At 67.6% G+C, this 21,729-nt stretch carries 19 protein-coding genes; 9 read left to right on the top strand and 10 right to left on the bottom strand.

The genetic code is table 11. The features are described 5' to 3' along the window. Positions 1–24 precede the first annotated feature (24 nt). From LX13_RS13125 to LX13_RS13150, 6 genes are all read left to right on the top strand, one after another. Entirely contained in the window at positions 25–1,683 is a 1,659-nt protein-coding gene (locus tag LX13_RS13125) for a bifunctional uroporphyrinogen-III C-methyltransferase/uroporphyrinogen-III synthase (protein WP_253661728.1), read from the top strand. A 74-nt stretch (positions 1,684–1,757) separates the two neighbouring features. After that, complete coding sequence (gene hemB / locus LX13_RS13130; RefSeq protein WP_253661729.1) at positions 1,758–2,741, top strand: porphobilinogen synthase; 984 nt, start codon at positions 1,758–1,760, stop codon at positions 2,739–2,741. 9 nt (positions 2,742–2,750) lie between these two features. Next, positions 2,751–3,467, top strand: coding sequence for a hypothetical protein (locus LX13_RS13135; protein WP_253661730.1), 717 nt, complete (start codon positions 2,751–2,753; stop codon positions 3,465–3,467). Beyond that, positions 3,464–3,856 (top strand): hypothetical protein, encoded by a 393-nt coding sequence (locus tag LX13_RS13140; RefSeq protein ID WP_253661731.1) that lies wholly within the window; start codon positions 3,464–3,466, stop codon positions 3,854–3,856. The genes LX13_RS13135 and LX13_RS13140 overlap by 4 nt, the downstream gene beginning before the upstream one ends. After that, entirely contained in the window at positions 3,849–4,394 is a 546-nt protein-coding gene (mce1N, locus tag LX13_RS13145; RefSeq protein WP_253661732.1) for a transport-regulating membrane protein Mce1N, read from the top strand. The genes LX13_RS13140 and mce1N overlap by 8 nt, the downstream gene beginning before the upstream one ends. Next, complete coding sequence (locus LX13_RS13150; protein WP_253661733.1) at positions 4,391–4,648, top strand: hypothetical protein; 258 nt, start codon at positions 4,391–4,393, stop codon at positions 4,646–4,648. The genes mce1N and LX13_RS13150 overlap by 4 nt, the downstream gene beginning before the upstream one ends. A 19-nt stretch (positions 4,649–4,667) precedes the next feature. Here the strand turns inward: LX13_RS13150 and LX13_RS13155 are convergent, their stop codons facing one another. The 7 genes from LX13_RS13155 to LX13_RS13185 form a co-directional block, all read right to left on the bottom strand. After that, positions 4,668–6,680 (bottom strand): acyl-CoA dehydrogenase family protein, encoded by a 2,013-nt coding sequence (locus LX13_RS13155; RefSeq protein ID WP_253661734.1) that lies wholly within the window; start codon positions 6,678–6,680, stop codon positions 4,668–4,670. Positions 6,681–6,798: 118 nt separating this feature from the next. After that, on the bottom strand, positions 6,799–7,821 hold the full coding sequence (locus tag LX13_RS13160; RefSeq protein WP_253661735.1) for an agmatine deiminase family protein: 1,023 nt from the start codon (positions 7,819–7,821) through the stop codon (positions 6,799–6,801). Then, complete coding sequence (locus LX13_RS13165; RefSeq protein ID WP_253661736.1) at positions 7,818–8,771, bottom strand: nitrilase-related carbon-nitrogen hydrolase; 954 nt, start codon at positions 8,769–8,771, stop codon at positions 7,818–7,820. The genes LX13_RS13160 and LX13_RS13165 overlap by 4 nt, the downstream gene beginning before the upstream one ends. A gap of 139 nt (positions 8,772–8,910) precedes the next feature. Further along, positions 8,911–10,584, bottom strand: coding sequence for an ABC transporter family substrate-binding protein (locus LX13_RS13170; RefSeq protein WP_253661737.1), 1,674 nt, complete (start codon positions 10,582–10,584; stop codon positions 8,911–8,913). Positions 10,585–10,595: 11 nt separating this feature from the next. Further along, a complete protein-coding gene (locus LX13_RS13175) occupies positions 10,596–12,686 on the bottom strand; it encodes an ABC transporter ATP-binding protein (RefSeq protein WP_253661738.1) in 2,091 nt (696 codons plus the stop codon). Continuing rightward, entirely contained in the window at positions 12,683–13,717 is a 1,035-nt protein-coding gene (locus LX13_RS13180; protein ID WP_253661739.1) for an ABC transporter permease, read from the bottom strand. Before LX13_RS13180 ends, LX13_RS13175 begins: the two co-directional genes overlap by 4 nt. After that, positions 13,717–14,700: an ABC transporter permease gene (locus LX13_RS13185; RefSeq protein WP_253661740.1), complete on the bottom strand. Its 984-nt coding sequence runs from the start codon at positions 14,698–14,700 to the stop codon at positions 13,717–13,719. The genes LX13_RS13180 and LX13_RS13185 overlap by 1 nt, the downstream gene beginning before the upstream one ends. 366 nt (positions 14,701–15,066) lie before the next feature. Here LX13_RS13185 and LX13_RS13190 point away from each other — a divergent pair, with 366 nt between their 5' ends. Next, positions 15,067–15,387 (top strand): carboxymuconolactone decarboxylase family protein, encoded by a 321-nt coding sequence (locus LX13_RS13190; RefSeq protein WP_253661741.1) that lies wholly within the window; start codon positions 15,067–15,069, stop codon positions 15,385–15,387. Continuing rightward, positions 15,384–16,418, top strand: a complete 1,035-nt coding sequence (locus LX13_RS13195) for a zinc-binding dehydrogenase (protein WP_253661742.1) — start codon at positions 15,384–15,386, stop codon at positions 16,416–16,418. Before LX13_RS13190 ends, LX13_RS13195 begins: the two co-directional genes overlap by 4 nt. Before the next feature lie 13 nt (positions 16,419–16,431). Here LX13_RS13195 and LX13_RS13200 read toward each other — a convergent pair whose 3' ends face one another. Further along, positions 16,432–18,045, bottom strand: coding sequence for a subtype B tannase (locus tag LX13_RS13200; protein WP_253661743.1), 1,614 nt, complete (start codon positions 18,043–18,045; stop codon positions 16,432–16,434). 144 nt (positions 18,046–18,189) lie between these two features. On the opposite strand from LX13_RS13200, the gene LX13_RS13205 reads away from it, so the two are divergent. Continuing rightward, positions 18,190–18,807: a TetR/AcrR family transcriptional regulator gene (locus tag LX13_RS13205; RefSeq protein ID WP_253661744.1), complete on the top strand. Its 618-nt coding sequence runs from the start codon at positions 18,190–18,192 to the stop codon at positions 18,805–18,807. Here the strand turns inward: LX13_RS13205 and LX13_RS13210 are convergent. After that, entirely contained in the window at positions 18,770–19,693 is a 924-nt protein-coding gene (locus LX13_RS13210) for a universal stress protein (RefSeq protein WP_253661745.1), read from the bottom strand. The genes LX13_RS13205 and LX13_RS13210 overlap by 38 nt on opposite strands. A gap of 37 nt (positions 19,694–19,730) precedes the next feature. Next, on the bottom strand, positions 19,731–21,695 hold the full coding sequence (locus LX13_RS13215) for a primary-amine oxidase (protein WP_253661746.1): 1,965 nt from the start codon (positions 21,693–21,695) through the stop codon (positions 19,731–19,733). Between the last annotated feature and the right edge of the window lie 34 nt (positions 21,696–21,729).

Genomic DNA, 21,729 nt, shown 5'->3' on the forward strand with positions numbered 1-21,729 from the left:
ACGGGTCGCAGAAAGCGCAAACGTATGAGCCGCATGAAGAAGGCACATCCGGGTCGGATCCTGTTCGTGGGGTCGGGCCCAGGAGATCCGGCGCTGCTGACGGTACGCGCCCGAGATGCCATCGAGAACGCCGGCACGGTGTTCGTCGATCCCGATGTCCCGGCCGGTGTGATCGCCCTGATCGGCGCCAACGTGGCCCCGGAACCGACCGCACCCGCCGCCCCGGTTGCCGTCGACGACACCGCTGACACCACCTCACCCACCGGACCCGTCGCGGTCGAGAACGACTCGATCGTGGACCCCGAGGAGACCGGTGCGCGGGTTCGCCCGGCGCTCGGTGATCCGACCGAGGTGGCCAAGACCCTCATCGCCGTGGCCAAGGGCGGCGACGACGTCGTCCGCGTGGTCGCAGGCGATCCGCTGACCACCGACTCGGTCCTGGCCGAGGTCAACGCCGTCGCGCGGACCTCGATCGGCTTCGAGGTCATCCCCGGGCTCCCCGCCGCCGCGGCGGTCCCCAGCTACGCGGGCATGCCGCTCGGCTCGGGTCACACCGAGGCCGACGTCCGCGGCGAGGTGGACTGGGCCGCTCTGGCCGCAGCCCCCGGACCGCTGGTCCTGCACGCGACGGCCGGTCATCTCGCCGAGACCGCGAGCGCGCTGACCGAGAACGGTGTCGCCGCCCAGACCCCGGTCGCGGTGACGGTCAACGGCACCACCTGCCAGCAGCGCACCATCGAGGCGACGCTGGCCACCCTGAACGACAAGGGTGCAGGCCTGCAGGGTCCGCTCATCGTCACCATCGGCAAGGTCGTCACCCAGCGTGCCCGCCTGAGCTGGTGGGAGTCGCGCGCGCTGTACGGCTGGACCGTGCTGGTGCCGCGCACCAAGGACCAGGCCGGCGACATGAGCGACCGGCTCGTCGTCCACGGCGCCATGCCGATGGAGGTCCCCACGATCGCGGTGGAGCCGCCGCGCAGCCCGGCGCAGATGGAACGCGCCGTCAAGGGACTCGTCGACGGCCGCTACCAGTGGGTCGTGTTCACCTCCACCAACGCGGTGCGTGCGGTGTGGGAGAAGTTCGCCGAGTTCGGTTTGGACGCACGCGCTTTCAGCGGCGTCAAGATCGCCTGTGTCGGCGAGGCGACCGCGGCCAAGGTGCGCACCTTCGGCATCAACCCGGAGCTGATCCCGAGTGGCGAGCAGTCGTCACTGGGTCTGCTCGACGACTTCCCGCCGTACGACGACGTCTTCGACCCGGTCAACCGGATCCTGTTGCCGCGCGCGGACATCGCGACCGAGACGCTGTCGGAGGGCCTGCGCGAGCGGGGCTGGGAGATCGACGACGTCACCGCGTACCGCACGGTGCGCGCGGCGCCGCCGCCGGCCACGACCCGCGAGATGATCAAGACCGGTGGGTTCGACGCGGTCTGCTTCACCTCGAGCTCCACGGTGCGCAACCTGGTCGGTATCGCCGGGAAGCCGCACGCGCGCACCATCGTCGCGTGCATCGGACCCAAGACGGCCGAGACCGCCATCGAGTTCGGGCTGCGCGTCGATGTCCAGCCGGAGACCGCATCGGTTCCCGACCTGGTCGAGGCCCTGGCCGAGCACGCCACCCGACTGCGCGCCGAAGGGGCACTGCCTCCTCCGCGCAAGAAGGCCCGTCGCTCGCGGTCCTGACGGGTCGCCGAGTGAGGATCGAGCGCAGCGAGGCCCGGAGCGAGCGCGGGCCCGGCAGTCATAGGCTGTTCGGTATGACCGAACGTCCCTACATCCGACCCCGTCGTCTGCGCACCACCCCGGCGATGCGTCGCCTGGTGGCGCAGACGTCGTTGGAGCCGCGGCATCTCGTGCTGCCGGTGTTCGTCGCCGACGGCCTGTCCGAGCCCAACCCGATCGCGTCGATGCCGGGCGTCGTCCAGCACACCATCGACTCGGTGCGCAGGGCCGCGGCCGAGGCGGTCGAGGCCGGCGTCGGTGGGCTGATGCTCTTCGGTGTCCCGGCCGCCGGCGACAAGGACGCGACGGGCTCGGGTGCCGACGATCCCGACGGCATCCTCAACCGTGCGTTGTCCGCGCTGCGGTCGGACCTCGGTGACTCGACGGTGCTGATGGCCGACACCTGCCTCGACGAGTTCACCGACCACGGTCACTGCGGCGTCCTCGACGACTCGGGTCGCGTCGACAACGACGCCACTCTCGATCGCTACGTGTCCATGGCGCTCGCGCAGGTCGAGGCGGGTGCGCACCTGCTGGGCCCGAGCGGGATGATGGACGGCCAGGTGGGCGCGATCCGTACCGCGCTCGACGATGCCGGCCACACCGACGCCGGCATCCTGGCCTACACCGCGAAGTACTCGTCGGCGTTCTACGGACCGTTCCGTGAGGCGGTGGGCAGCAGCCTGCAGGGTGATCGACGCACCTACCAGCAGGATCCGGCGAACCGCGACGAGGCCATCCGCGAGCTCGAACTCGACCTCGCCGAGGGTGCCGACATCGTCATGGTCAAACCGGCGATGAGCTACCTCGACATCGTCCGCGATGTCGCCGAGGCGGTGGTCGTGCCGGTCGCGGCCTACCAGATCTCCGGCGAGTACTCGATGATCACCGCGGCCGCCGAGCGCGGCTGGATCGACCGGGACGCCGCCATCCTCGAGTCGCTGACCTCGATCCGTCGGGCCGGCGCCGACATCGTGCTGACCTACTGGGCAACCGAGGTCGCCGCCAGGCTCCACTAGTCTGGGGCCATGTCTCAACCCCCGAATCCGTGGCCCCAGGGCTCGTGGCCCCCGGATCCGTCGCACTCCGATCCGTCGCAGCAACCCGGGAACACGGGTAAGCCGACGCTCGTGAACTCGATGGCCATCGCGACCGAGCTGTGGTTGGTGGTGGTGCTGTGCCAGATCATCGCGTCGATCGGTGAGTACTCCTCGGTCACCGACTCGTTCCGTGACTCGGTGCGCGAGACGTCCGGTGCATCGGCCCGCGACGTCGACCTGGTGACCTCCAGCGGATTCCTGGTCGGTGTGTTCGTCGTCGCGACCGCCATCATCGCGGCCGTGTCGCTGCTCATCGTCTGGCTGGCCCGTACCGGCCACAACTGGGCGCGCCTGGTGCTGTCGTTCTTCAGCGCGTTCCTCGTGGTCCAGGCCGTTCTGGCGCTGTTCGACGGGAACGGCGCCACCTGGGCGACGATCCCGACGGTGATCGGTGGAGTCGCCGCCCTGGGGGCCGCATACCTGCTGCTGCAGCGCGAGACCGAGACCTACTGCAAGGCGATGGCGACCTACCGCAAGTCCGGCGGGACACCACCGCCCCCCGGCCCCGGGTGGCCGCCGAACGGTGGTCCGCCCCCGAACCAGTACTTCCCGCACGGTCAGTACCCGCAGCAGTACCCGCAGCAGGGGCAGTACCCGTATCCGCCGCACGACGATCGGCGTGACGACTCCGGGGGCAACCGATGACGAAACCCGGTCCCGCGGCGCCCACGCTCGCGGTCTGGGCGGTGCGTCTGTGGATCGCATCGGGCGTGCTGTTCCTCGCCTCGGCGGCGTGGTTCCTCATCATCGGGATCGGCAGCGCCAACGCGTTCGGCATCGGACTCGGCGTGGTCAGTGCAGGCGTGGGCGTGGGGATGCTGCTGCTGACGCGGCGCACCGGCTCCGGGGACCCGCGCTGGCGGTCGGTGCTCGCCGTGCTGTCGTTGACGGTCACGGTGCTCGGCATGCTGATGGCGGCACTGTTCCTCGACCCGTTCCTGTTGATCAGCGGCATCGTCGGGCTGGTCGGCTCGATGATGGCGTACCGCCCGGCTGCCGAGCCGTGGTTCACCCGTGGGGGTGTCGGTGGCTGACGCCCCCGATTCTCCCGACGTCCCGGGGGCCGGCGAGTGGAACACCTCGGTGGCGCCGGGCCGAGTGCTGTTCCGTGAGAACGGTGGCAGCTGGTGGGTCGTCTCGATCGGCCCGGTCCTCGTGGCCGCGGTACTGCTGATGGAATTGTTCGGTGGGGGACAGGTGCACTGGCCCGTGCTGTCGATCTTCCTGGTCATCATCACCGGCTTCTCGGCGATCCAGGTGTACGCCGCGCGTCAGCACGTCGGCGTGGTCCTCACCGACACCACCCTGAAGCAGGGCACCCGAACCATCGCGCTGGCCGACATCAAACGCATCTACCCGGAGAACACGAACCCCGAGCCCGAGAAGTGGGAGAGCGCACCGGCCATCGGCGAACTCCGTGCCGTGCCGCGTCGTCGTACCGGCATCGGCGTGCGCATGACGTCGGGCAAGTTGGCGCAGGCGTGGGCCCGCGACCATCATCGTCTGCGCACCGAACTGGCCGAGGCCCACCTGGCTATGCAGATGGGCCTGCCGCCGCGGGAGGACACGTGACCCCGGCGCGCCACCGGCTCGTCGCCATCGCGGGCATCGTGGTCGGGATTGTCCTCGCGGTCGTGGCGGTCCTGTTGTGGCGCAGCGGCATCGAGACGAGCAGCTACCCGCCGGTCGAACTCGGCGGCACGGTCGTCTCCGGACCGTATGAACTCACCCGGTACTCGGGCAGCCGGATCGGCGGCGCCACCGTGGTCGCGCTCGCAGCGCTGCTCGCCCTGGCGTTCTCGGTACGGGCAGCGCTGCGCCGCTGACGTTCTGCTTGTCGAGGACTCAGTTCATCTGCACCGTCAGCAGAGCCTCGGGGACGCCGAACGCGTCGACGAGGGTCTTCGCGTGCGGACGCAGTTGTGCGCACAGATCGTTGACGCCGCGGCGGATGGCCTTGGCGCGCTCCACCGAGATGTGGCGGTGCATCAGGAACCAGTCGAGGTCGTTCTCCAGCGAGGAGTAGACGAACAGGTCGCAGACGGTGCCGAGCAGCTCGGTCGCCGCCTTGCTGTCACAGCCCTCGATGCCCTCGATGAACGCTTCCAGCACAACGCGTTCCATGTGCGCGTGGCCCACCTTCAGCAGGTGGTCCTGCGCTGCGTTGAACACCTCGAAGGGGTCGTTGCCCTCCTCGGTTGCGCGCCGCAGACGGTTGGCGCAGGTCCGCAGCAGGTGATCCTCACGGTTGCGGAACAGCCGGATCTGCGTGCCGCGGTTGGACAGTTCGGATTCCTCGGTGTCCTCGTCGGAGGAGTCCATCAGTGTCTGCACGACCTGACGGGCCGCCGACTTCTCCAGCACGACGTCGCGCGCCATGTTCGCGATGAATCGCGCCCAGCCGACCGTGTTGAGACCACGGACGTCCTCGGCGTACGCCGAGAGCAGCTCCTTGGCCAGCAGCTGGGTGAGGACGGTGTTGTCGCCCTCGAAGGTGGTGAAGACGTCGATGTCGCCGCGCATGATCGACAGCTGGTTCTCGTCGAGATAGCCGGCGCCACCGCATGCCTCGCGGGCGACGTTGATCGAGTGCGACGCGTGCCAGGTGGTCATGGCCTTGAGGCCGGCGGCGAGGCTCTCGAGCTGACGCTGACGTCCGGCGAAGGAGTCGTCACCCTCGGTGGACTCGGGGTTCGCGGTCTGCACCTCGTGCAGCTCCTCGGTCACCTCGTTCTGCGCGAAGTTCAACGCGTAGGACTTGGCGATCAGCGGCAACAGCTTCCGCTGGTGCGCGAGGTAGTCCATGATCACGATCTCGTCGTCGGAATCGGGGGCCTCGAACTGCTTGCGGGTCAGTGCGTACCGGGTGGCGATCGCGAGTGCCTTGCGACCGGCCGCACCTGCCGTGGCCGCGACGCTGATGCGACCACGGATCAGCGTGCCGAGCATCGTGAAGAAGCGGCGGTTCTCGTTCTCGATCGGCGAGTGGTACGTGCCGTCGGCGTCGACGTCGGCGTACTTGTTGAGCAGGTTCTCGCGCGGGATCCGGACCTGATCGAACCGCAGCCGACCGTTGTCGACACCCGCGAGACCACCCTTGGGGCCGTCGTCACCGATGGTCACGCCGGGAAGGGCGTTGCCCTTGTCGTCGCGCAGCGGCACCACGAAACAGTGGACGCCGCGTCCGGTCGGCTCCTCACCCGGGCCGCCGGTGACGAGCTGGGCGAACACCGATGCGACGGTCGCGTGCTGAGCTGCTCCGCCGATGTAGTCCTTCGTCGCCGACTCGGTGGTCGAGTGCACGACGAACTCGTCGGACTCGGCGTCGTAGGTGGCGACGGTCTCGAGGGCCTGCACGTTCGAGCCGTGTCCGGTCTCGGTCATCGCGAAGCAGCCGAGCAGGTCGAGATTGATGAGGTCGGTGACGTAGCGATCGTGGTGCCGCTTGGTGCCGAGGTTCTCGATGGCACCGCCGAACAGACCCCATTGCACGCCCGCCTTGACCATCAGCGACAGGTCCGCGTATCCGAGCATCTCGATGCTGGTGATCGCGGCACCCACGTCGCCGGTGCCGCCGTGCTCCGGCCGGAAGCCCGACGCGGCGAAGTCCAGCTGCGCCAGCTCTCCGAGCTTGCCGAACGTGGCGTCCCGGGCCGCCTGCATCGACAGGGTCGGGTCCGGCAGCAGGTCGGTGCGGTCCATGTGGGCGCGGGCGTAGTTGCGGACGTCGCGCCACTTGCCGTCCAGCGTGTACTTCAGGTTGTCGACGACCAGCTCCTGGTCCACCGCTTCGCTGTGGTCGGGCGACGTGACATCGGATGAACGATCTTCGGGCTGCGTTGCCTGGGTGACGGTCATGTCTCCGATATTACTGGCGGGTAACCCTGACGGCATCGCGTTGATGATCACAAAAAGCGCGGTATTCGTGACGAGAGTCGCCGGCGGATCACGGAATGGGCACGCCCAGACGCACCGATCACACCGCGGGTTGCTGCTGGGTGATGCAGTGCACCCCGCCGCCGCGGGCGAACAGCGGCCGGGCGTCGACTCCGATGATCGTCCGTCCCGGGTAGGCGTCGGCCAGGATGGCCGCGGCCGCATCGTCACGCGGGTCGTCGAAGCGGCAGGCGATGACGGCGTCGTTGATCACGAGGTGGTTGATGTAGCTGTGGTCGACGAACCCCTCGTTGTCGGTGAGCCCCGCCGGTGCCGGGACGCCGACGATGTCGAAGGCGCGCCCCTGCGCGTCCGTCGCCTCGCTCAGCACCCGCATGATCTCGGCGGAGACCGCGTGGTCGGGATGGGCGGGGTCGGTCTGCTCGTGCACCAGCACCGTGCCCGGTGTGGGGATGGCGGCGACGATGTCGACGTGGCCGCGCGTGCCGAAGGTCTCGTTGTCGCGGGTCAGGCCATAGGGCAGCCAGATCGCCGTCGTGGTCCCGATCGTGCGTTCCAGCTCCGCCTCCACCTGCGCGGCGGTCCAGTCGCTGTTGCGCCCCTGGCCCAGTTGGACGGACTCGGTGAGCAACACCGTGCCGCTGCCGTCGACCTGGATACCGCCGCCCTCGTTGATCATCGGCGAGGTGATCAGCTCGGCGCCGGACAGTTCGGCGATCAGTCGGCCGATGTGTTGGTCTTTGTCCCAGGTGGCCCACTCCGCTGCGCCCCAGCCGTTGAACACCCAGTCCACCGCGCCGAGGCGCCCCGTTTCGTCATCGACGACGAAGGTCGGTCCGATGTCGCGGGCCCAGGCGTCGTCGAGCGGGGCCTCGACGAGGGTGACCTCCGACGACAGATAGCGCCGGGCGTGGTCGATCTCGCCGGGATCGACCAGCACCGTGACGGGTTCGTGGTCGGCGATGGCGTGTGCGACCTCTGCCCAGGTACGACGGGCCTCGTCGCGCTCGGACTCGGTGTCGCCCAACGAGTATCCGGTCACCGGGTAGGCCATCCACACCCGTTCCTGGGGTACGCCCTCGGCGGGCTGGCGCCAACTCATGGGGTCACCGGCGCGGTCAGCGACGTGTAGGTGTCGGGGCGGCGGGTCGCCAGGAAGGGGAACAGGGCCAGCCAGTCCCGTCGCTGGTCGAGGTCGAGATCGGCGACCAGGGTGACCGATTCGTCGCGTGGTGCCGCAACCAGGATGCGGCCGTAGGGATCACAGATGAACGACGAGCCGTAGAAGGTGATCGCGCCCTCGTCGCCGTGGCGGTTGGGGACGATCATGAAGGTGGCGTTGGCGATGGCGTTGCCGACGATGACCTGTTGCCACAGCGGCTGGGTGTCGAAGTCGGGGAAGTCGGGCTCGGAACCGATGGCGGTGGGGTAGACGAGGATCTCCGCGCCGGCGATCGAGTAGCTGCGGGTGACCTCGGCGAACCATTCGTCCCAACACGTCGGGAACCCGAACGCGGCGGGCAGTCCCTCGGGGCGGTGCACCGGGTAGGGATCCTCCGACGGGCCGGCGCGGAAGTAGGTGTCCTCGTAATAGCCGGGGCTGATCGGGATGTGGAGCTTGTGGGTGTGGGCGACGATCTCGCCCCGCGGCGAGACCAGGATCGCGGTGTTGAGGCCGAGTCCGTCCGGCACGGCGCCCTCGGGTGCGGGCGCCCGCTGATAGAGCGAGGCGTGCACGAAGATGTCGTGTTTGCGGGCCATCTCGGCCGCGAAGGTCGCGGTCGGGCCGGTGTGCAGGTCCTCGGCGTCGTCGCCGGGGCGCTCGCCAGCGCGGACGAACGCCGGGTACTGCCGCAGGGTGAGCTCGGGAAGGAAGACCGCTGCGGCGCCGGCCTGTGCGGCGGCCGCGATCCCCTCGGCCAGCTCGGCCCGCAGTGCGTCGGGGTCCGCATGCCACCGGTGCTGCACCAGCGCCACGCGAAGGGGCGGCCGGGTGGGTGCGTCGTAGCGGCTGAGCGCGGCCGGTGGCGGGGGTGCGGTGATCGTACGCATATGAGGATCTCCTCGGAACGGAGTTAAACGAATGAGGTTCGTTTAATGGTAGCCCCGGGGTACGTGAGCTGCAACGCAAACGCACCCCGACTTTTGTCGGGGTGCGTTTGCGGCCACAGCAGAGTGAACCGGTGGCGGCCTACTTCTGGAAGCCGATGTCCTGGACTCGACCGATGTAGAACAGACCGGCTCCGTAGTTGGCGAGCTTCTCCTTGGTGGCGATGATCGTCGGGCCGTTGTCGAGCGGGAGGTTCGAGTACTGGCCCAGCAGGGTCCGCTCGAGTGCGTTGCCCGCCGTGATCTGTGCGGCCGGATCGGCGATCTGACCCACCGCGCGGATCTGTGTGTCCAACTCGGCGGTTCCGGCGCCGGCCTGGTTCAGCTGCGAACCCGAGCACCAGAACTGGCAGAAGTACGCGTATCCGAAGGGGTCACTCGAGTACGTCCCCGACAGGAAGAAATCGAACTTCTTGTTCGTCACGATGTCGGAGAACTCACTCGATGACTTCTGCTGGATCTGTAGGTCGACCCCGACCGACTTCTCCATTGCCTGGATGGCGCGCGCCAGGTTGAGGATCGTCGGGTCGTCGCCGGTCACCGGGAAGGTGAGTGAGAGCTTCTGACCGTCCTTCGTCCTGATCCCGTCTGACCCCGGTGCCCATCCGGCGGCGTCGAGTTCGCTCTTCGCGGTGTTCGAGTCGAAGTCGATGACGCCCTTGAGGTTGTCGGCGTATCCCTTCTGGAAGGGATAGAGCGTGAACGATCCGGGTTCGGTCTCGCTGTACCCGAGCCCCTGGAACAGGACATCGGCCACGACCTTCCGGTCGATGGACTTGAGAATCGCGCTGCGTACCTTCACGTCCCGCAGCGGCGGGGAGGCCAGGTTCAACGTCACCAGGTCCTGTGACGGTGTCGCCGACTTTCGGATCGATATTCCGCCCATGCCCTGGACCTGAGCGAGTCGGTCCTTGGTGGCCACCGATACGGCGTCGATCTGATTGTTCTTGAATGCGTTGATCGATGCCTGGCTGTCCATCTGGAGGAACACCCGTTGATCGAGCTTGCCGGGGTCACCCCACCACTTCGGGTTCTTCTCGAAGATGACCGTTCCGGCAGTCCGGTCGAAGGACTTCAGCTGGTACGGGCCGGCGCCCAGTTCGGAGTGCGGGGTGTTGATGTAGGCGGTGTTGTAGAACGTCGGATCAAGGGCCTTGGGGTGTAACAGGACGTTGAAGAGGCCGTCCGGCCATGCGTATGGACCGCGGAACGTGACCACGGCTTGTTTCGAGCTTGTGCCCTGCGCAACCGAGCCGATCTGCGAGTAGCCGTCGGTGCTCGATGCCGAATACGCGGAGTTGGTGCCGTTGTTGGCCTTCCAGGTCGCCTCGAACGCCGTCCAGTCGATCGGCGTCCCGTCGTTGAAGGTTGCTTTCGGATTGATCGTGTAGGTGATCACCGTGTTCCCGCCGACCACTTCTTTCTTGTAGTCGGTGAGGTAATCCGGGTCGGCTGAAGCGGTGCCGTCGGCGGCGAAGGTGAACAACGACGGGTTGTACCAGCGCCACAGGTTCAGCGTGTAGAGGGTGCCGTCGGCCTGAAAGGTGTTCCACTGCGGCGACACCTCGGGCAGCGCCGTTGTCAACGTGCCGGTGTCAGCGATGTTCTGCCGGGGCTGCTCGTTGATCTGAGCCGCGGACTTCGACAGGGAGTCGTTGGTGTCCGACGACGTCGAGTCGGTCGACCCGCCGCAACCGGAGAGCACGAGTGTCACGGCCAGCGACGCCGCGCCGGCGGCCCACAGATGACGTTTCATTGACGGTCCTTTCACAGGGATGGAGCCTGGCTGACGGGTACGGATCGATCGGCGAAATGGCACGCGTGCTGGTGGGCGGATCCGGCGGTGACGGGTTGCAGGACGGGCACCTCGCCGATGCACCTCTGCTGGTCGTCGTCGGGCAGGGTCGGCCGCAGGGGACAGCGGTTGTGGAACGCACATCCACCAGGACGCGCACTGGGGCTGGGCAGTTCACCGGTCAGCACGACGCGCTCGCGTGATCGCTCCAGCACGGGGTCGGGAACGGGGATGGCTGACAACAACGCCTTCGTGTACGGGTGGGCGGGGTGATCGAAGACGTCTGCGGTGGTGCCTATCTCGACAAATCGGCCCAGGTACATGACCGCTACCCGGTCGGACAGATGCCGTACGACCGAGAGGTCGTGGGCGACGAACAGGTACGCCACACCGACCTCCCGCTTGAGTCGGTCGAGCAGGTTGATGACCGAGGCCTGGATCGAGACGTCGAGGGCCGAGACCGGCTCGTCGAGCACGATGAGCGTCGGGTTGACCGCGAGAGCGCGCGCGATCCCGATGCGCTGGCGTTGTCCGCCGGAGAACGCAGCGGGAAACCGTGCCGCGTGCGCTGGGTCGAGTCCCACCAGGCGCATCAGTTCGGTGACACGTCCGTCGATGTCCCGGGTCGAGTCACGGTAGGCCCGAAGTGGCTCGGCGATGATGTCGTGCACGGTCATCCGCGGGTTCAACGACCCCATCGGATCCTGGAACACGATCTGCACGGCTTTCCGCGCCGAGCGCAGCGCGCGTCCCTTCAGGGTGGAGAAGTCGGCACCTGCGATCTCGACCTTCCCGGTGGTCCCGGGTTCGGCGCGCAGGATCTCCAGCAACGTGGTCGTCTTGCCCGATCCCGACTCGCCGACGATGGCCATGGTCTCGCCTTCGCGGACATCGAAGTCCAGGCCGTCGACGGCGTAGACCGACCCGACCCGACGACGCAGGAGGCCGGTCAGGATCGGGAACTCCTTGGTCAGGCCGCGCACACGTAGGACGACCTCGCGGTCGAGTTCAGCAGGTGCGACCGCGATCTCGGCGTCGATCTCCGGCGGGGTGAAGATCGGCCCACCGTCGACGATCCCCACGCCGGTGATCTCCCCGGATCGGTGACATGCTGACAGGTGGTCGGCATCGATCGTGGTGAGTGCGGGTTCCGAGGCGGTGCACTCCGCGATCGCGGCGGGGCACCGAGGGGCGAACGGGCATGCGTCGTCGACATCGATGAGCACCGGTGGCTGACCGGGAATCGGCACCAGGGGGCCACCGTGCTCACGATCGATGCGGGGGATGGAGGCGAGAAGCCCGACCGTGTAGGGCATCCGGGGCGTGGCGTAGAGGTCCTCGGAGCCGGCGCGCTCCACGATGCGGCCCGCGTACATCACCGCCACGTCGTCCGCGGTGCCGGCCACGAGACCCAGATCGTGGGTGATGAGCAACAGCGCAGCACCGGTTTCGCGCCGGATGGTCGCCAGGAGATCCATCACCTGGGCCTGGATGGTCACGTCGAGCGCGGTCGTCGGCTCATCGGCGATGATGAGCGCCGGATCATTGGCGATGGCGATGGCGATCACCACCCGCTGACGCATCCCACCCGAGAGTTCATGTGGGAAGGCACGCATACGCCGTGCCGGATCAGGGATGCCCACCAATTCGAGTAGTTCGGTGGCCCGTTTCTGTGCGCTCGCCCGCGGCGTCGGGGTATGCGCCCGGAGCGCCTCGACGATCTGATCGCCGACGGTGTAGACCGGCGTCAAGGCGGTGAGCGGATCCTGGAAGATCATCGACATCTCGCTGCCCCGTATCTCGGACATGCGGCGATCGTCGAGGCCGATGAGCTCGGAGTCCTGAAACCTGATCGACCCCGAGACGTCGGCTGAGTCGGGCAGCAGTCCCATGATCGACAACGACGTCACCGATTTGCCGGACCCGGATTCACCGACGATGGCGGTGCACCGGCCCGGCTCGATCGTGAGGTCGACTCCGCGGACGGCGTCGAGAATCCCGGACTCGGTGGGGAACGACACGCGTAGGTCGGTGATCTGCAGGATCGGGCCGGGCGCGGTCATGACGGCGAATCCTTCGTGACGCCGGTGTTTCTGGCTCGTCGGGCCCGTCGAACGCGTCCGCCTGAGGCCGATCCGGGGTCGAACGCGTCGCGGAGGCCGTCGCCGATCAGGGACAGCGACATCGTCAGCAGGGTGAGTACGGCGGCCGGGTACCAGAACAGCCATGGCGACGAGGTGATGGTCGACTGTCCGTCCGATATCAGCGAACCCAGGGTCACGTCCGGGATCTTCACGCCGAACCCCAGGAAGGACAAGCTCGTCTCGGTGAGCACCACCGTGACGACACCGAGGACGGTGGAGACGATGATGAGCGAGGACATATTCGGGATGATGTGGCGAAGCGAGATCCGAAAAGCGCCCAGCCCGAGAAACTTTCCGGCTCGAACGTAGTCCATCTCGCTCACCGACTGTGCGAGTGACCAGGTGACACGTGCCTGGAACGGCCAGCCGAACACGATGAGCACCACGATCAATGCCTTCCAGTCACCGCCGTATCGGTTCGCGACGAGCGCGACTATCAACAGCGACGGGACCACCAGCAGGAAGTGGATCGACTGCAGCGTGATGCGTTCCACCCATCCGCCGACGTACGCGGCCACCGTTCCGATGATGGTGGCGATGATCGTGGTGCCCAGGGCCACCGAGAACGCGATCACCAACGACCGTTGCAGTCCGTGGACCAGTGACGCATAGAGATCGACGCCCGCATCGTTCGTACCGAGTAGGTGTGGTCCCCCGGGGGCGACACCCAACGCGGCGAAGTCGGTCGCCCGATAGTCGTAGGACGTGAACAGCGACCCGAGCGCGGCGAACGCGATGAGGAGAAGCAGTATCGCGAGTCCGACCAGCGCAGTGCGGTTACGGATGAACCGGCGGGTCATCACGGCACCACGGCCGGAACTCCGTGACGCCCCACCGCCCGGGTGTTCGTTCGCGAGGGTGGTCGTCTCCGGGCCCGCGGGGTTGGCGACCGGAATGGCGTTGGTCAGCTTGCCGCTGGTAGTGGGCGAGGTGTTGTCGGGAAGTGTCATCAGCTCAGCCGGATCCTGGGATCGAGGTACACGAGGAGGAAGTCGGACAGGATCGCACCGACCGCGGTCAGGGCAGCGCCGAAGGCCGCCGTGGCGACGACGCCGTAGACGTCGTTCTTGGTGATCGTGTCGACGAAGTACTTGCCCATGCCGTTCCAGGCGAAGATCGACTCGGTGAGTACGGCGCCCGTGAATGCGGCGGGGACGGCGAAGGCCACGCTGGTTGCAACCGGGATGAGTGAGGTGCGCAGCGCGTGACGACGAACGGCGACGCCGCGTCGGAGTCCCTTGGCCCGGGCCAGTCGTACGTAATCGCTGTTGAGCGTGTCGAGCAGCAGACTTCGCTGCAGTATCTGCGTCCCCGCGTACCCGGTGATGATCAGGACAAGGGACGGCAGGATCAGGTGCTGCAGTTTGTCCACTGCGACGGGCCAGAATCCCGATATCCCGACACTCGAGGAGCCCGTGACGAAGAAGATTGTCGACCCGGCCGCCTCGTTGATCGAGATCGCCAGGATGACCAGGGCCAGTGCGACGACCGGTACCGGCACCACCAGTGCGAACGAGGATGTCACCTGGAGGAGCCGGTCGGACAGCCGGTATTGGCGAACCGCGGCGTAGACGCCGAGGCCGACCCCGATGATGGTCATCAGCAACGTCGCCCCGATGACCAACTGGAAGCTGGTCCAGGCGCGAAAACCTATCTGGCCGTTGACTGAATCGCCCACCGGCGACTGGCCCCAGTCCCAGTGCAACACGATCCCGGAGATCCAGTGGTACCAGCGATCGAAGATCGACACCTTGTCGTTGAGGTTGTACCGATCGAGCGTGGAGTCGACGACGTTCTCGGGCAGGGGTGGTCGACGGGACAGATAGTTGGCGCGCGGTTCGAGCAGCGCGCTCGCGAGGAAGAAGACGAGGTTGGTGGCCACGACGATGAGGGCGAGCCACCCGAGCGTCTTTCGCAACAAATAGGCGATCACGCTCGCCGAGGTCCCCTGATCACGTCGTACCCTCCGATGCCTTTCGCGTACTACGGCTAACTATGCACCGTCAGTTGTTTCCGGTTCGTTTCCACGCCGGAAACCCCAGAGGGAATTATCGATCATTTACCCGCAGCCTGCGGGCGGTTGGAGCGAAGCTCTCCGAATCACAGTGATCCGTACAAAGTTACAGCGGTCCGCTGGCGGCGACGGGGCCGACGGCAGGCAGCAGCCAAGGGGGCCTGTCATCACCTGTACGGGCAGCCACTCCCGGCCACCACTGATTCGCGGTTGCATGGGTGGCGACCCGGTCACCGCCCGAGGGGGCACGCCGGCCGAACGCCCGACCACGACAGGAGGTCAGCAATGACAAACACGACACCCGCACAGCAGTTGATCGGCAATTTCTCGCCCAAGATGGTGGAGCTCACCGACGGTGTCGTATTCGGCGACATCTGGGAACGACCGGAGCTGAGCAAGCGCGACCGTAGTCTGGTGACAGTGGCCGTGCTCATCGCCGGTGGGCACACCGAGCAGCTGCCCGGCCACATCCAGCGGGCGCTGGACAACGGGGTCTCGCGCGAAGAAATCGTCGAGACCATCACGCACCTCGCGTTCTACGCGGGATGGCCGCGCGCGATGTCCGCCATCGCGGTGGCGAAAGACGTTCTAGGAGAACACGCATGAAGGCAACGCTGATCTACGGCAAGGGCGACATCCGGATCGAGGACGTACCCGACCCGGTGCTCAAGGATCCGACCGACGCGGTTGTCCGGGTCGTCCGCTCCTGCATCTGCGGCAGCGACCTGTGGCCGTATGGCTCGAAGAAGCCGTCCGACAAGGGCGCTCGGATCGGACACGAGTTCCTCGGCATCATCGAGGACGTGGGCTCCGAGGTGAGCGGCCTCAAGCGTGGTGACCTCGTCGTCGCCCCGTTCGTCTGGGCCGACAACACCTGCGACTTCTGCGCCGAGGGTCTGCAGACGTCCTGCCGCCACGGTGGCGGCTGGGGCATGGGCGGTGTCGACGGCGGCCAGGGCGAGGCGGTCCGTGTGCCGCAGGCCCAGGGCACGCTGGTGAAGCTGCCCGTCGCCGAGGACTCCGCACTCCTGCCGTCGCTGCTCACGCTGTCGGACGTGTTCTCCACCGGTCACCACTGCGCGGTCACCGCCGGCGTGACCGAGGGCAGCACGGTCACCGTGATCGGCGACGGTGCGGTGGGTCTGTCCGCCGTCCTCGCCGCCAAGCGTCTCGGCGCCGAGCAGGTCATCCTGATGGGCCGGCACACCGCGCGCACCGATCTCGGCCGTGAGTTCGGGGCCACCGACGTCGTCGCCGAGCGCGGCGACGAGGGCATCGAGAAGGTCCGCGAGCTCACCGGCGGCGACGGCACCCACAAGGTGCTCGAGTGCGTCGGTCACGAGGCCGCGATGGACATGGCGCTCGGCGCGGTCCGCTCCGGCGGCACCGTGAGCCGCGTCGGCGTCCCGCAGTACGACAAGGTGACCGCGGGCAGCCAGTTCTTCATGAACAACATCACGCTCACCGGCGGTGTGGCACCTGCTCGTGCGTACATCGAGGAACTGATGCCCGACGTGCTCGACGGAAAGGTCGAGCCAGGCAAGGTCTTCGACGTGACCATGAGCCTCGACGAGGTCCCGACCGGCTATCAGCAGATGGCCGATCGGGAGGCCCTCAAGGTGCTCGTCGCCCCCTGAGTCGACGACGAGGTCAGCCGGCGATCTTCTTCACCCAGGTGATGAAGTCGGCGGCGTCCTCGTTGGCGCCGTGTCCGGCGTCCCAGTACATGCGGTGATCCACTGTCTCCCCGCGCGCCGACACCGCCGCGGCGAGGTTGGCCGACACCGTGAGCGCGGTGTCACTGTCCTTGGTGCCCAGACGGATCCACCAGTGTTCGGCCCGCTCGGTGTCGCCGCGGCCCAAGTGGTACATCGGATTCATCAGGTTCAGTGCATCGGGGATGTCCTTGTCGAGCCGGCGCGTCGTCAGCCCGGTGGTGTCCTTGGACATGCTGTAGTCGGTGAAGTGTCGGGCCTTCGTCGTCCCGAGGCCGAACTCGTTGTTCTCGCCGGCCGAGAGGTCGAACGCGTCGAACGCGGGCGTCGACTTCTTGCGCACCCCGACATGGGTGAGGTAGTCCGCCCACGAGAAGGTCGCCTTCTGGTCGGTGTAGGTGATGAACGGGTTCGCGGCCAGGTACTTCGCACGATCTGTGGCCGACAGTGCGGCCAGATACCTGCTCGCCGACGGCTGTAGGTAGGTCTCCAGCAGATATCGGTTGTAGTTGTCCGCGGTGATCTGACCGAAGTCGTTGCTCCCGTTGAGCTTCAGTCCGGCCTGATAGGTCGCGAACTGTTGCCTGAGCTGGGCCGAGACGGTCTGGTCCACCGGTGCGCCGGTGGACGACGGGTTCGTGCCCCAGTTCCACTCGTACGCGCCGTCGGCGTGCTCGAGATCGGTGATCGGACACCAGTCCCCGCTGGCGAACACCGCATCGCTGGCCTTCGCCGCGCCGACCGCCGTCAGGTAGGGGTCGTAGGCAGCGCTGTCGCCCGAGGCACCCAGCAGCGCGGAGAGCGCGCCGCCTGCGCTGGTCCCGGTCGACACGATGCGGTCGGTGTTGCCGGGGACCCTGCCCTTGTTCGAACGCAGGTATCGGACCGCGGCCTTCAGGTCGACTATCGCGGCGGGTGCGACACCGTAGTAGGTGCCCTTCGCGTCGGTGAGGCTCCGACCACGACAGCCCGGATCGACCGCCACATATCCGGCCGCCACAGCGAGTTTCGCCAGGCTGACCATCCCTCCGCCCGCGTTGAGCATCGCATTGCCACCGGATCGGACCTCGCCGCCCGCGGCTTGCGGCGGCGCCCCGCCACCGGCCGGTGCGCCGCCCATACCGCCCATCTGCATCGAGGCCTCGCCCACCCCGGTCGCGGTGGCGACCGACGCGGGCATGTAGCCGCCGACGGAGTTCGCGAACACGATCGGGGCGTCGGTCGCGTCCACCGCGGTGCCGTCGATGCTGGTCGGCACGCTGATGGTGAGGCTCTGGTGCTCGGTGTCGGACGGGTTCGTGACGTAGGTGATGGGACCGAAGAACTTGTAGACGACCTTCTTGTCGCCGGCGTCGGTGGTGATGGTGGTGGTCTTCTCGGTGAACGTCGTCGGGTCGAACACCAGTCCCGTGGTCGGTGTCGCCGACGACGACGAGGAGCTCGAACTCGTCGAGCCGGACGACGAGGAGCATCCCGCCACCGCCACGGCACCTGCGAGCGCGCCCATTCCGTACAACATCGTCCTGCGACTGACCTCGACGGTCGCCATGGTGTTCCCTACTCTCGTCGCGCGGTGTCCAACCTGTGGTGCTGACGCTAGGAGACAAAGCTGGGAGGTCGCTGACAGCCGGCTGGGCAGATGGTCCGAACCACCTGGAGGCCTCTGGCAGGGCCGCGACACTAGGCTGGCCGCATGCCCCGTCCAAGTCGTCCACTGCTGTCGGTGGAGCTGATCGTCGACGCCGCGCTGCGGGCTGTCGACACTGCGGGCGACTTCACGATGCCGGGTATCGCAGCGGCGTTGAACGTGCGTCCGTCGTCGCTGTACAACCACGTCGGTGGGCGCAGCGAGATCGTGGAACTCCTTCGTGAGCGGGCGATGTCGGCGGTTCGGGTCGCCGCGTCGCAGGCAGCCGACGAGACCGACTGGACGACGACGTTGGCTGCGATCGCCCGGTCGTACCGCGATGCCTACGCTGCGCATCCGCGACTGATCCCGCTGTTGACCGCGCACACGGTCCGCTCCCACGCCGCGGTCGCCATGTACGAATCGTTGGCCCGGACCTTCCGACGCGGCGGCATGTCGGCGCAGCAGACGCTCGACGCCATCACGACCCTGGATGCCTACGTGCTGGGATCTGCACTGGATCTCGCTGCGCCGGAGGAGGTCTGGTCGGCCGACGCGACCACCGACCCCGATTTCGCGGAGGTGCTCGCGCACGCGAACACGCCGGACCGCGCCGACCGGGCGTTCGACGCCGGCCTCGGGGCCCTCATCGCGGGGTGGTCGGCGTCCGTCGCTCCTCGCTGAGCCGTCGGGTGCGGGCTCGGGCGTCCTCCGGCGAGTTGTAGGCATACGGATCGTTCGGCACCACCACCGCGGCGACGTTGAGGACCCGCAGCATCTTGGCGGCCGACGACCCGACGAAGGCGCGGCGTGGCACCGCGAGTCGGCTCGAACCCAGCACCACCACATCGCCCGGGCCCCACTCGAGTCGCGCGGCTGCGTCGGTGATCGAATCACCCTCGACGAGAACCGAAGTGACCGGGAAATCGACGGGCAGGCATCCCTGGGCGAGCAGTGTCGCGTCGGCCAGTCGCTGATACATCGCGTCGCGGTGCTCGGCACGCGGAGCGGTACCGTCCTGCACGTCGGCCGGCGGGACGAGCAGCGTCATCACACGCAACGGGGTGTCGGCGACCTGGGCACACAGCGCGGCGATCCGAACGAGGTCGTCCTGCGACCGCGGGCCCAGCGCGCACGTGATGGCGCCGAGCCGCGCCACGCCGCGATGTGCGCTGGCCCGTGCGGCCAGGATGATCGGGAACGGCGATGCGTGCAGGAGTGCGGATGCGGCACCGCCGGACGCCGGTTCCCCGCCGATCACGACGGCGCTGGCCTCCAGGTGCTGGGCCATGGTCGCCAAACCGCGGGCCGGTGAATCGTCGTGGCAGAGATGGATCTCGGCGACGATGTCGTCGCCGAGCCGGTCTCGGAGCGCACGCAGCGTGGTCATCGCGGCCTCGTCACGCGCGGTGTAGGTCGCCTCGACCGCCGAGTCGTGACCGAAGGTGGGAACGGGTGTGACCACCGTGCACAGGTCGAGGTGGAAGCCGGCGCTGCGCGCGCACCGCTCGGCCAGCGCGAGCGCGTCGTCCCCCGTTGCACCGTCCGCGACGCCGACGATCAGACGCATGGTCGAGACCTCCTGCGGTCGACGGCGGGACGGGAGGTCAGTGGCAGCTGTGACCCTGGTCGTCGCCGGGGGTGTGACACGCCGCCGAGGCCTCGACATCGAGGGCCGGGTTGCGATCGAAGAACCCGAAGGGCTTGAGCCAGAACGACACCGTGTCGGCGGGCATGACCGGCCAGTCCTCCGGACGGGTGATGTGATGGACGCCGAAGACGTACCAGAGCACGACGTCGGTGTTGTCGATGGAGCGATCGGCCTTGGTCCACTCGCCGAGGCCGGTGTCGACCGACGACTGGTTGACGAACTCGCCGGCCGGCCACCGCTCCTCGGCATTGTTCGGCGTGACCCAAAGGGTGTGGCCGATGACGGTCGCGCGCTGGAAGATCGGTGACTCCGGCGCGAACATCGGTGGGATCGCGTCGCCGGGTACCAACTTGTAGGACGGGTGGGTGCCGAGACCGTTGACCGTGTTGGTGTTGACCACCTTCCACGCCCGCTGCGACGCCCAGTTCATGTCCTGGCGGCCCTCCGACTCGGTGCGCAGAGGGGTGTTGCGCTGGACCAGTGACAGCCCGTAGGGATTGTCCGGACCGATGGGCTCGGCCTCGGTCTCGCTCATGACCACGGTGTTGTCGGTGCCGTCGACGTCGAGATCGAGGCGGGCGACCAGGAAGTGTTGGTGGAACGGCGCGTACGTGCGTTCGTCGACGAGGGTGCCGTGCGGGTGGTCGGCTCCCGGGGCGATCGGCGTGGTCACCATGATGCCGGTGGCACGCACCTCGCACTGGATGTTGCCGTCCTGATAGAAGCGCCAGTAGACGAGGTACTCGTAGTTCGCGACGGTGACGTGGAACGAGACCGTCAGCCGCCGCATCCGTCGGACCTCGGCGCCGGCATCGTGATCGACGTGCTTCCACAACACCGCGTCGTCTTCCTCGTGGATGCAGATCGCGTTGGTGATCGTGTACGGCTCGCCGGCGCTGTTGTGCAGTGTCGCATCGAGATACCGGATCTCGCCGAGACAGTCACAGCCGAGTTCGAGCGACGTGGTCATGAAGCCGAGTCCCCACTCGCCGATGTCGAAGGCGGTGCGCCGGTAGTGGTCGCCGCAGTGGTCGCGGTAGGGGACCATCATCTCCGCGAACGACATCCGGTGGGCGACCGGACGGACGCGATCGCCGTCGCGGTAACCGACGGTGTGCAGGGTCATGCCCTCGCGGTGGTTGAAACCCACTCGCAGGGACCAGTTCTGCCACTCCAGGCGGTTGCCGTCGAGCGTGAACGAGGGGCCCTCGGGCTGGGTGATCTCCAACGGCTTGAGCGGCTCGCGCCGTGACGAGTTCCGGATGCGTTCGGGGATCAGCGACGGGACGTATTCGCCCATCACCTCGGGTGGGTCGATGGCGCCGTCGGCGGAGTCGAAGCTGTCCTCGATGCGCAGGAGCTCCATGGCGTTGACGTCGATGACGCAGTGCAGACCGCTCACCGGATGCGCGTACGGGTTCGCGCCGGGCTCCGACCGCAGCCAGGTGTCCGACCAGCCGAGTCGACGGTCGCGGTACTCGTCCGGCATCACCGCGGCGCCGTAGGTCCAGGTGTCCATGAACACCAGGTCCAGGTCGGTGATGCCACGACGGGCCAGGGCGGCGACGACGTCGGGGTGCGCCCGCAGGACGCGGTCGCACTCCTCGAACTCGTCGACGGTGAAGTTGGCCTGTACGCCCGGGATGTGGTCGAACGATTCCACGGCGGAGTCGGTCAGCGACACCACCGCCTTGTAGGTCGCGTTGCGGGCGCTGTCCAGGCAGGTCACCAGGGCGCGGCGTGCGGGTACCTCACCGGTGGAATCGAATGCGGCGAGTTCTGCCTTGCTCGGCTCGGCCATCTCGATCGAGCAGAAGCGCCAGCCGGCCCCGACACCGTGTGTCTCGCCGAGAAGGCCTGCAACTGTGGTGAATTCGTCGGAGCCCAGCGGATCGAGCGGGTGGCGTGCGGTCTGCGACATGGACTCACTTCTCTCGGGGAGGAAAACACGCCTG

Origin of the sequence: Williamsia maris, from assembly GCF_024171815.1 — a bacterium.
GTDB lineage: Bacteria > Actinomycetota > Actinomycetes > Mycobacteriales > Mycobacteriaceae > Williamsia_A > Williamsia_A maris.

Bases quoted from the DNA above. Each gene is read 5' to 3' on its own strand.
- LX13_RS13125 (WP_253661728.1), top strand. From the start codon at position 25: ATGAGCCGCATGAAGAAGGCACATCCGGGTCGGATCCTGTTCGTGGGG.
- hemB (WP_253661729.1), top strand. From the start codon at position 1,758: ATGACCGAACGTCCCTACATCCGACCCCGTCGTCTGCGCACCACCCCG.
- LX13_RS13135 (WP_253661730.1), top strand. From the start codon at position 2,751: ATGTCTCAACCCCCGAATCCGTGGCCCCAGGGCTCGTGGCCCCCGGAT.
- LX13_RS13140 (WP_253661731.1), top strand. From the start codon at position 3,464: ATGACGAAACCCGGTCCCGCGGCGCCCACGCTCGCGGTCTGGGCGGTG.
- LX13_RS13155 (WP_253661734.1), bottom strand. From the start codon at position 6,680: ATGACCGTCACCCAGGCAACGCAGCCCGAAGATCGTTCATCCGATGTC.
- LX13_RS13160 (WP_253661735.1), bottom strand. From the start codon at position 7,821: ATGAGTTGGCGCCAGCCCGCCGAGGGCGTACCCCAGGAACGGGTGTGG.
- LX13_RS13165 (WP_253661736.1), bottom strand. From the start codon at position 8,771: ATGCGTACGATCACCGCACCCCCGCCACCGGCCGCGCTCAGCCGCTAC.
- LX13_RS13170 (WP_253661737.1), bottom strand. From the start codon at position 10,584: ATGAAACGTCATCTGTGGGCCGCCGGCGCGGCGTCGCTGGCCGTGACA.
- LX13_RS13175 (WP_253661738.1), bottom strand. From the start codon at position 12,686: ATGACCGCGCCCGGCCCGATCCTGCAGATCACCGACCTACGCGTGTCG.
- LX13_RS13180 (WP_253661739.1), bottom strand. From the start codon at position 13,717: ATGACACTTCCCGACAACACCTCGCCCACTACCAGCGGCAAGCTGACC.
- LX13_RS13190 (WP_253661741.1), top strand. From the start codon at position 15,067: ATGACAAACACGACACCCGCACAGCAGTTGATCGGCAATTTCTCGCCC.
- LX13_RS13195 (WP_253661742.1), top strand. From the start codon at position 15,384: ATGAAGGCAACGCTGATCTACGGCAAGGGCGACATCCGGATCGAGGAC.
- LX13_RS13200 (WP_253661743.1), bottom strand. From the start codon at position 18,045: ATGGCGACCGTCGAGGTCAGTCGCAGGACGATGTTGTACGGAATGGGC.
- LX13_RS13205 (WP_253661744.1), top strand. From the start codon at position 18,190: ATGCCCCGTCCAAGTCGTCCACTGCTGTCGGTGGAGCTGATCGTCGAC.
- LX13_RS13210 (WP_253661745.1), bottom strand. From the start codon at position 19,693: ATGCGTCTGATCGTCGGCGTCGCGGACGGTGCAACGGGGGACGACGCG.
- LX13_RS13215 (WP_253661746.1), bottom strand. From the start codon at position 21,695: ATGTCGCAGACCGCACGCCACCCGCTCGATCCGCTGGGCTCCGACGAA.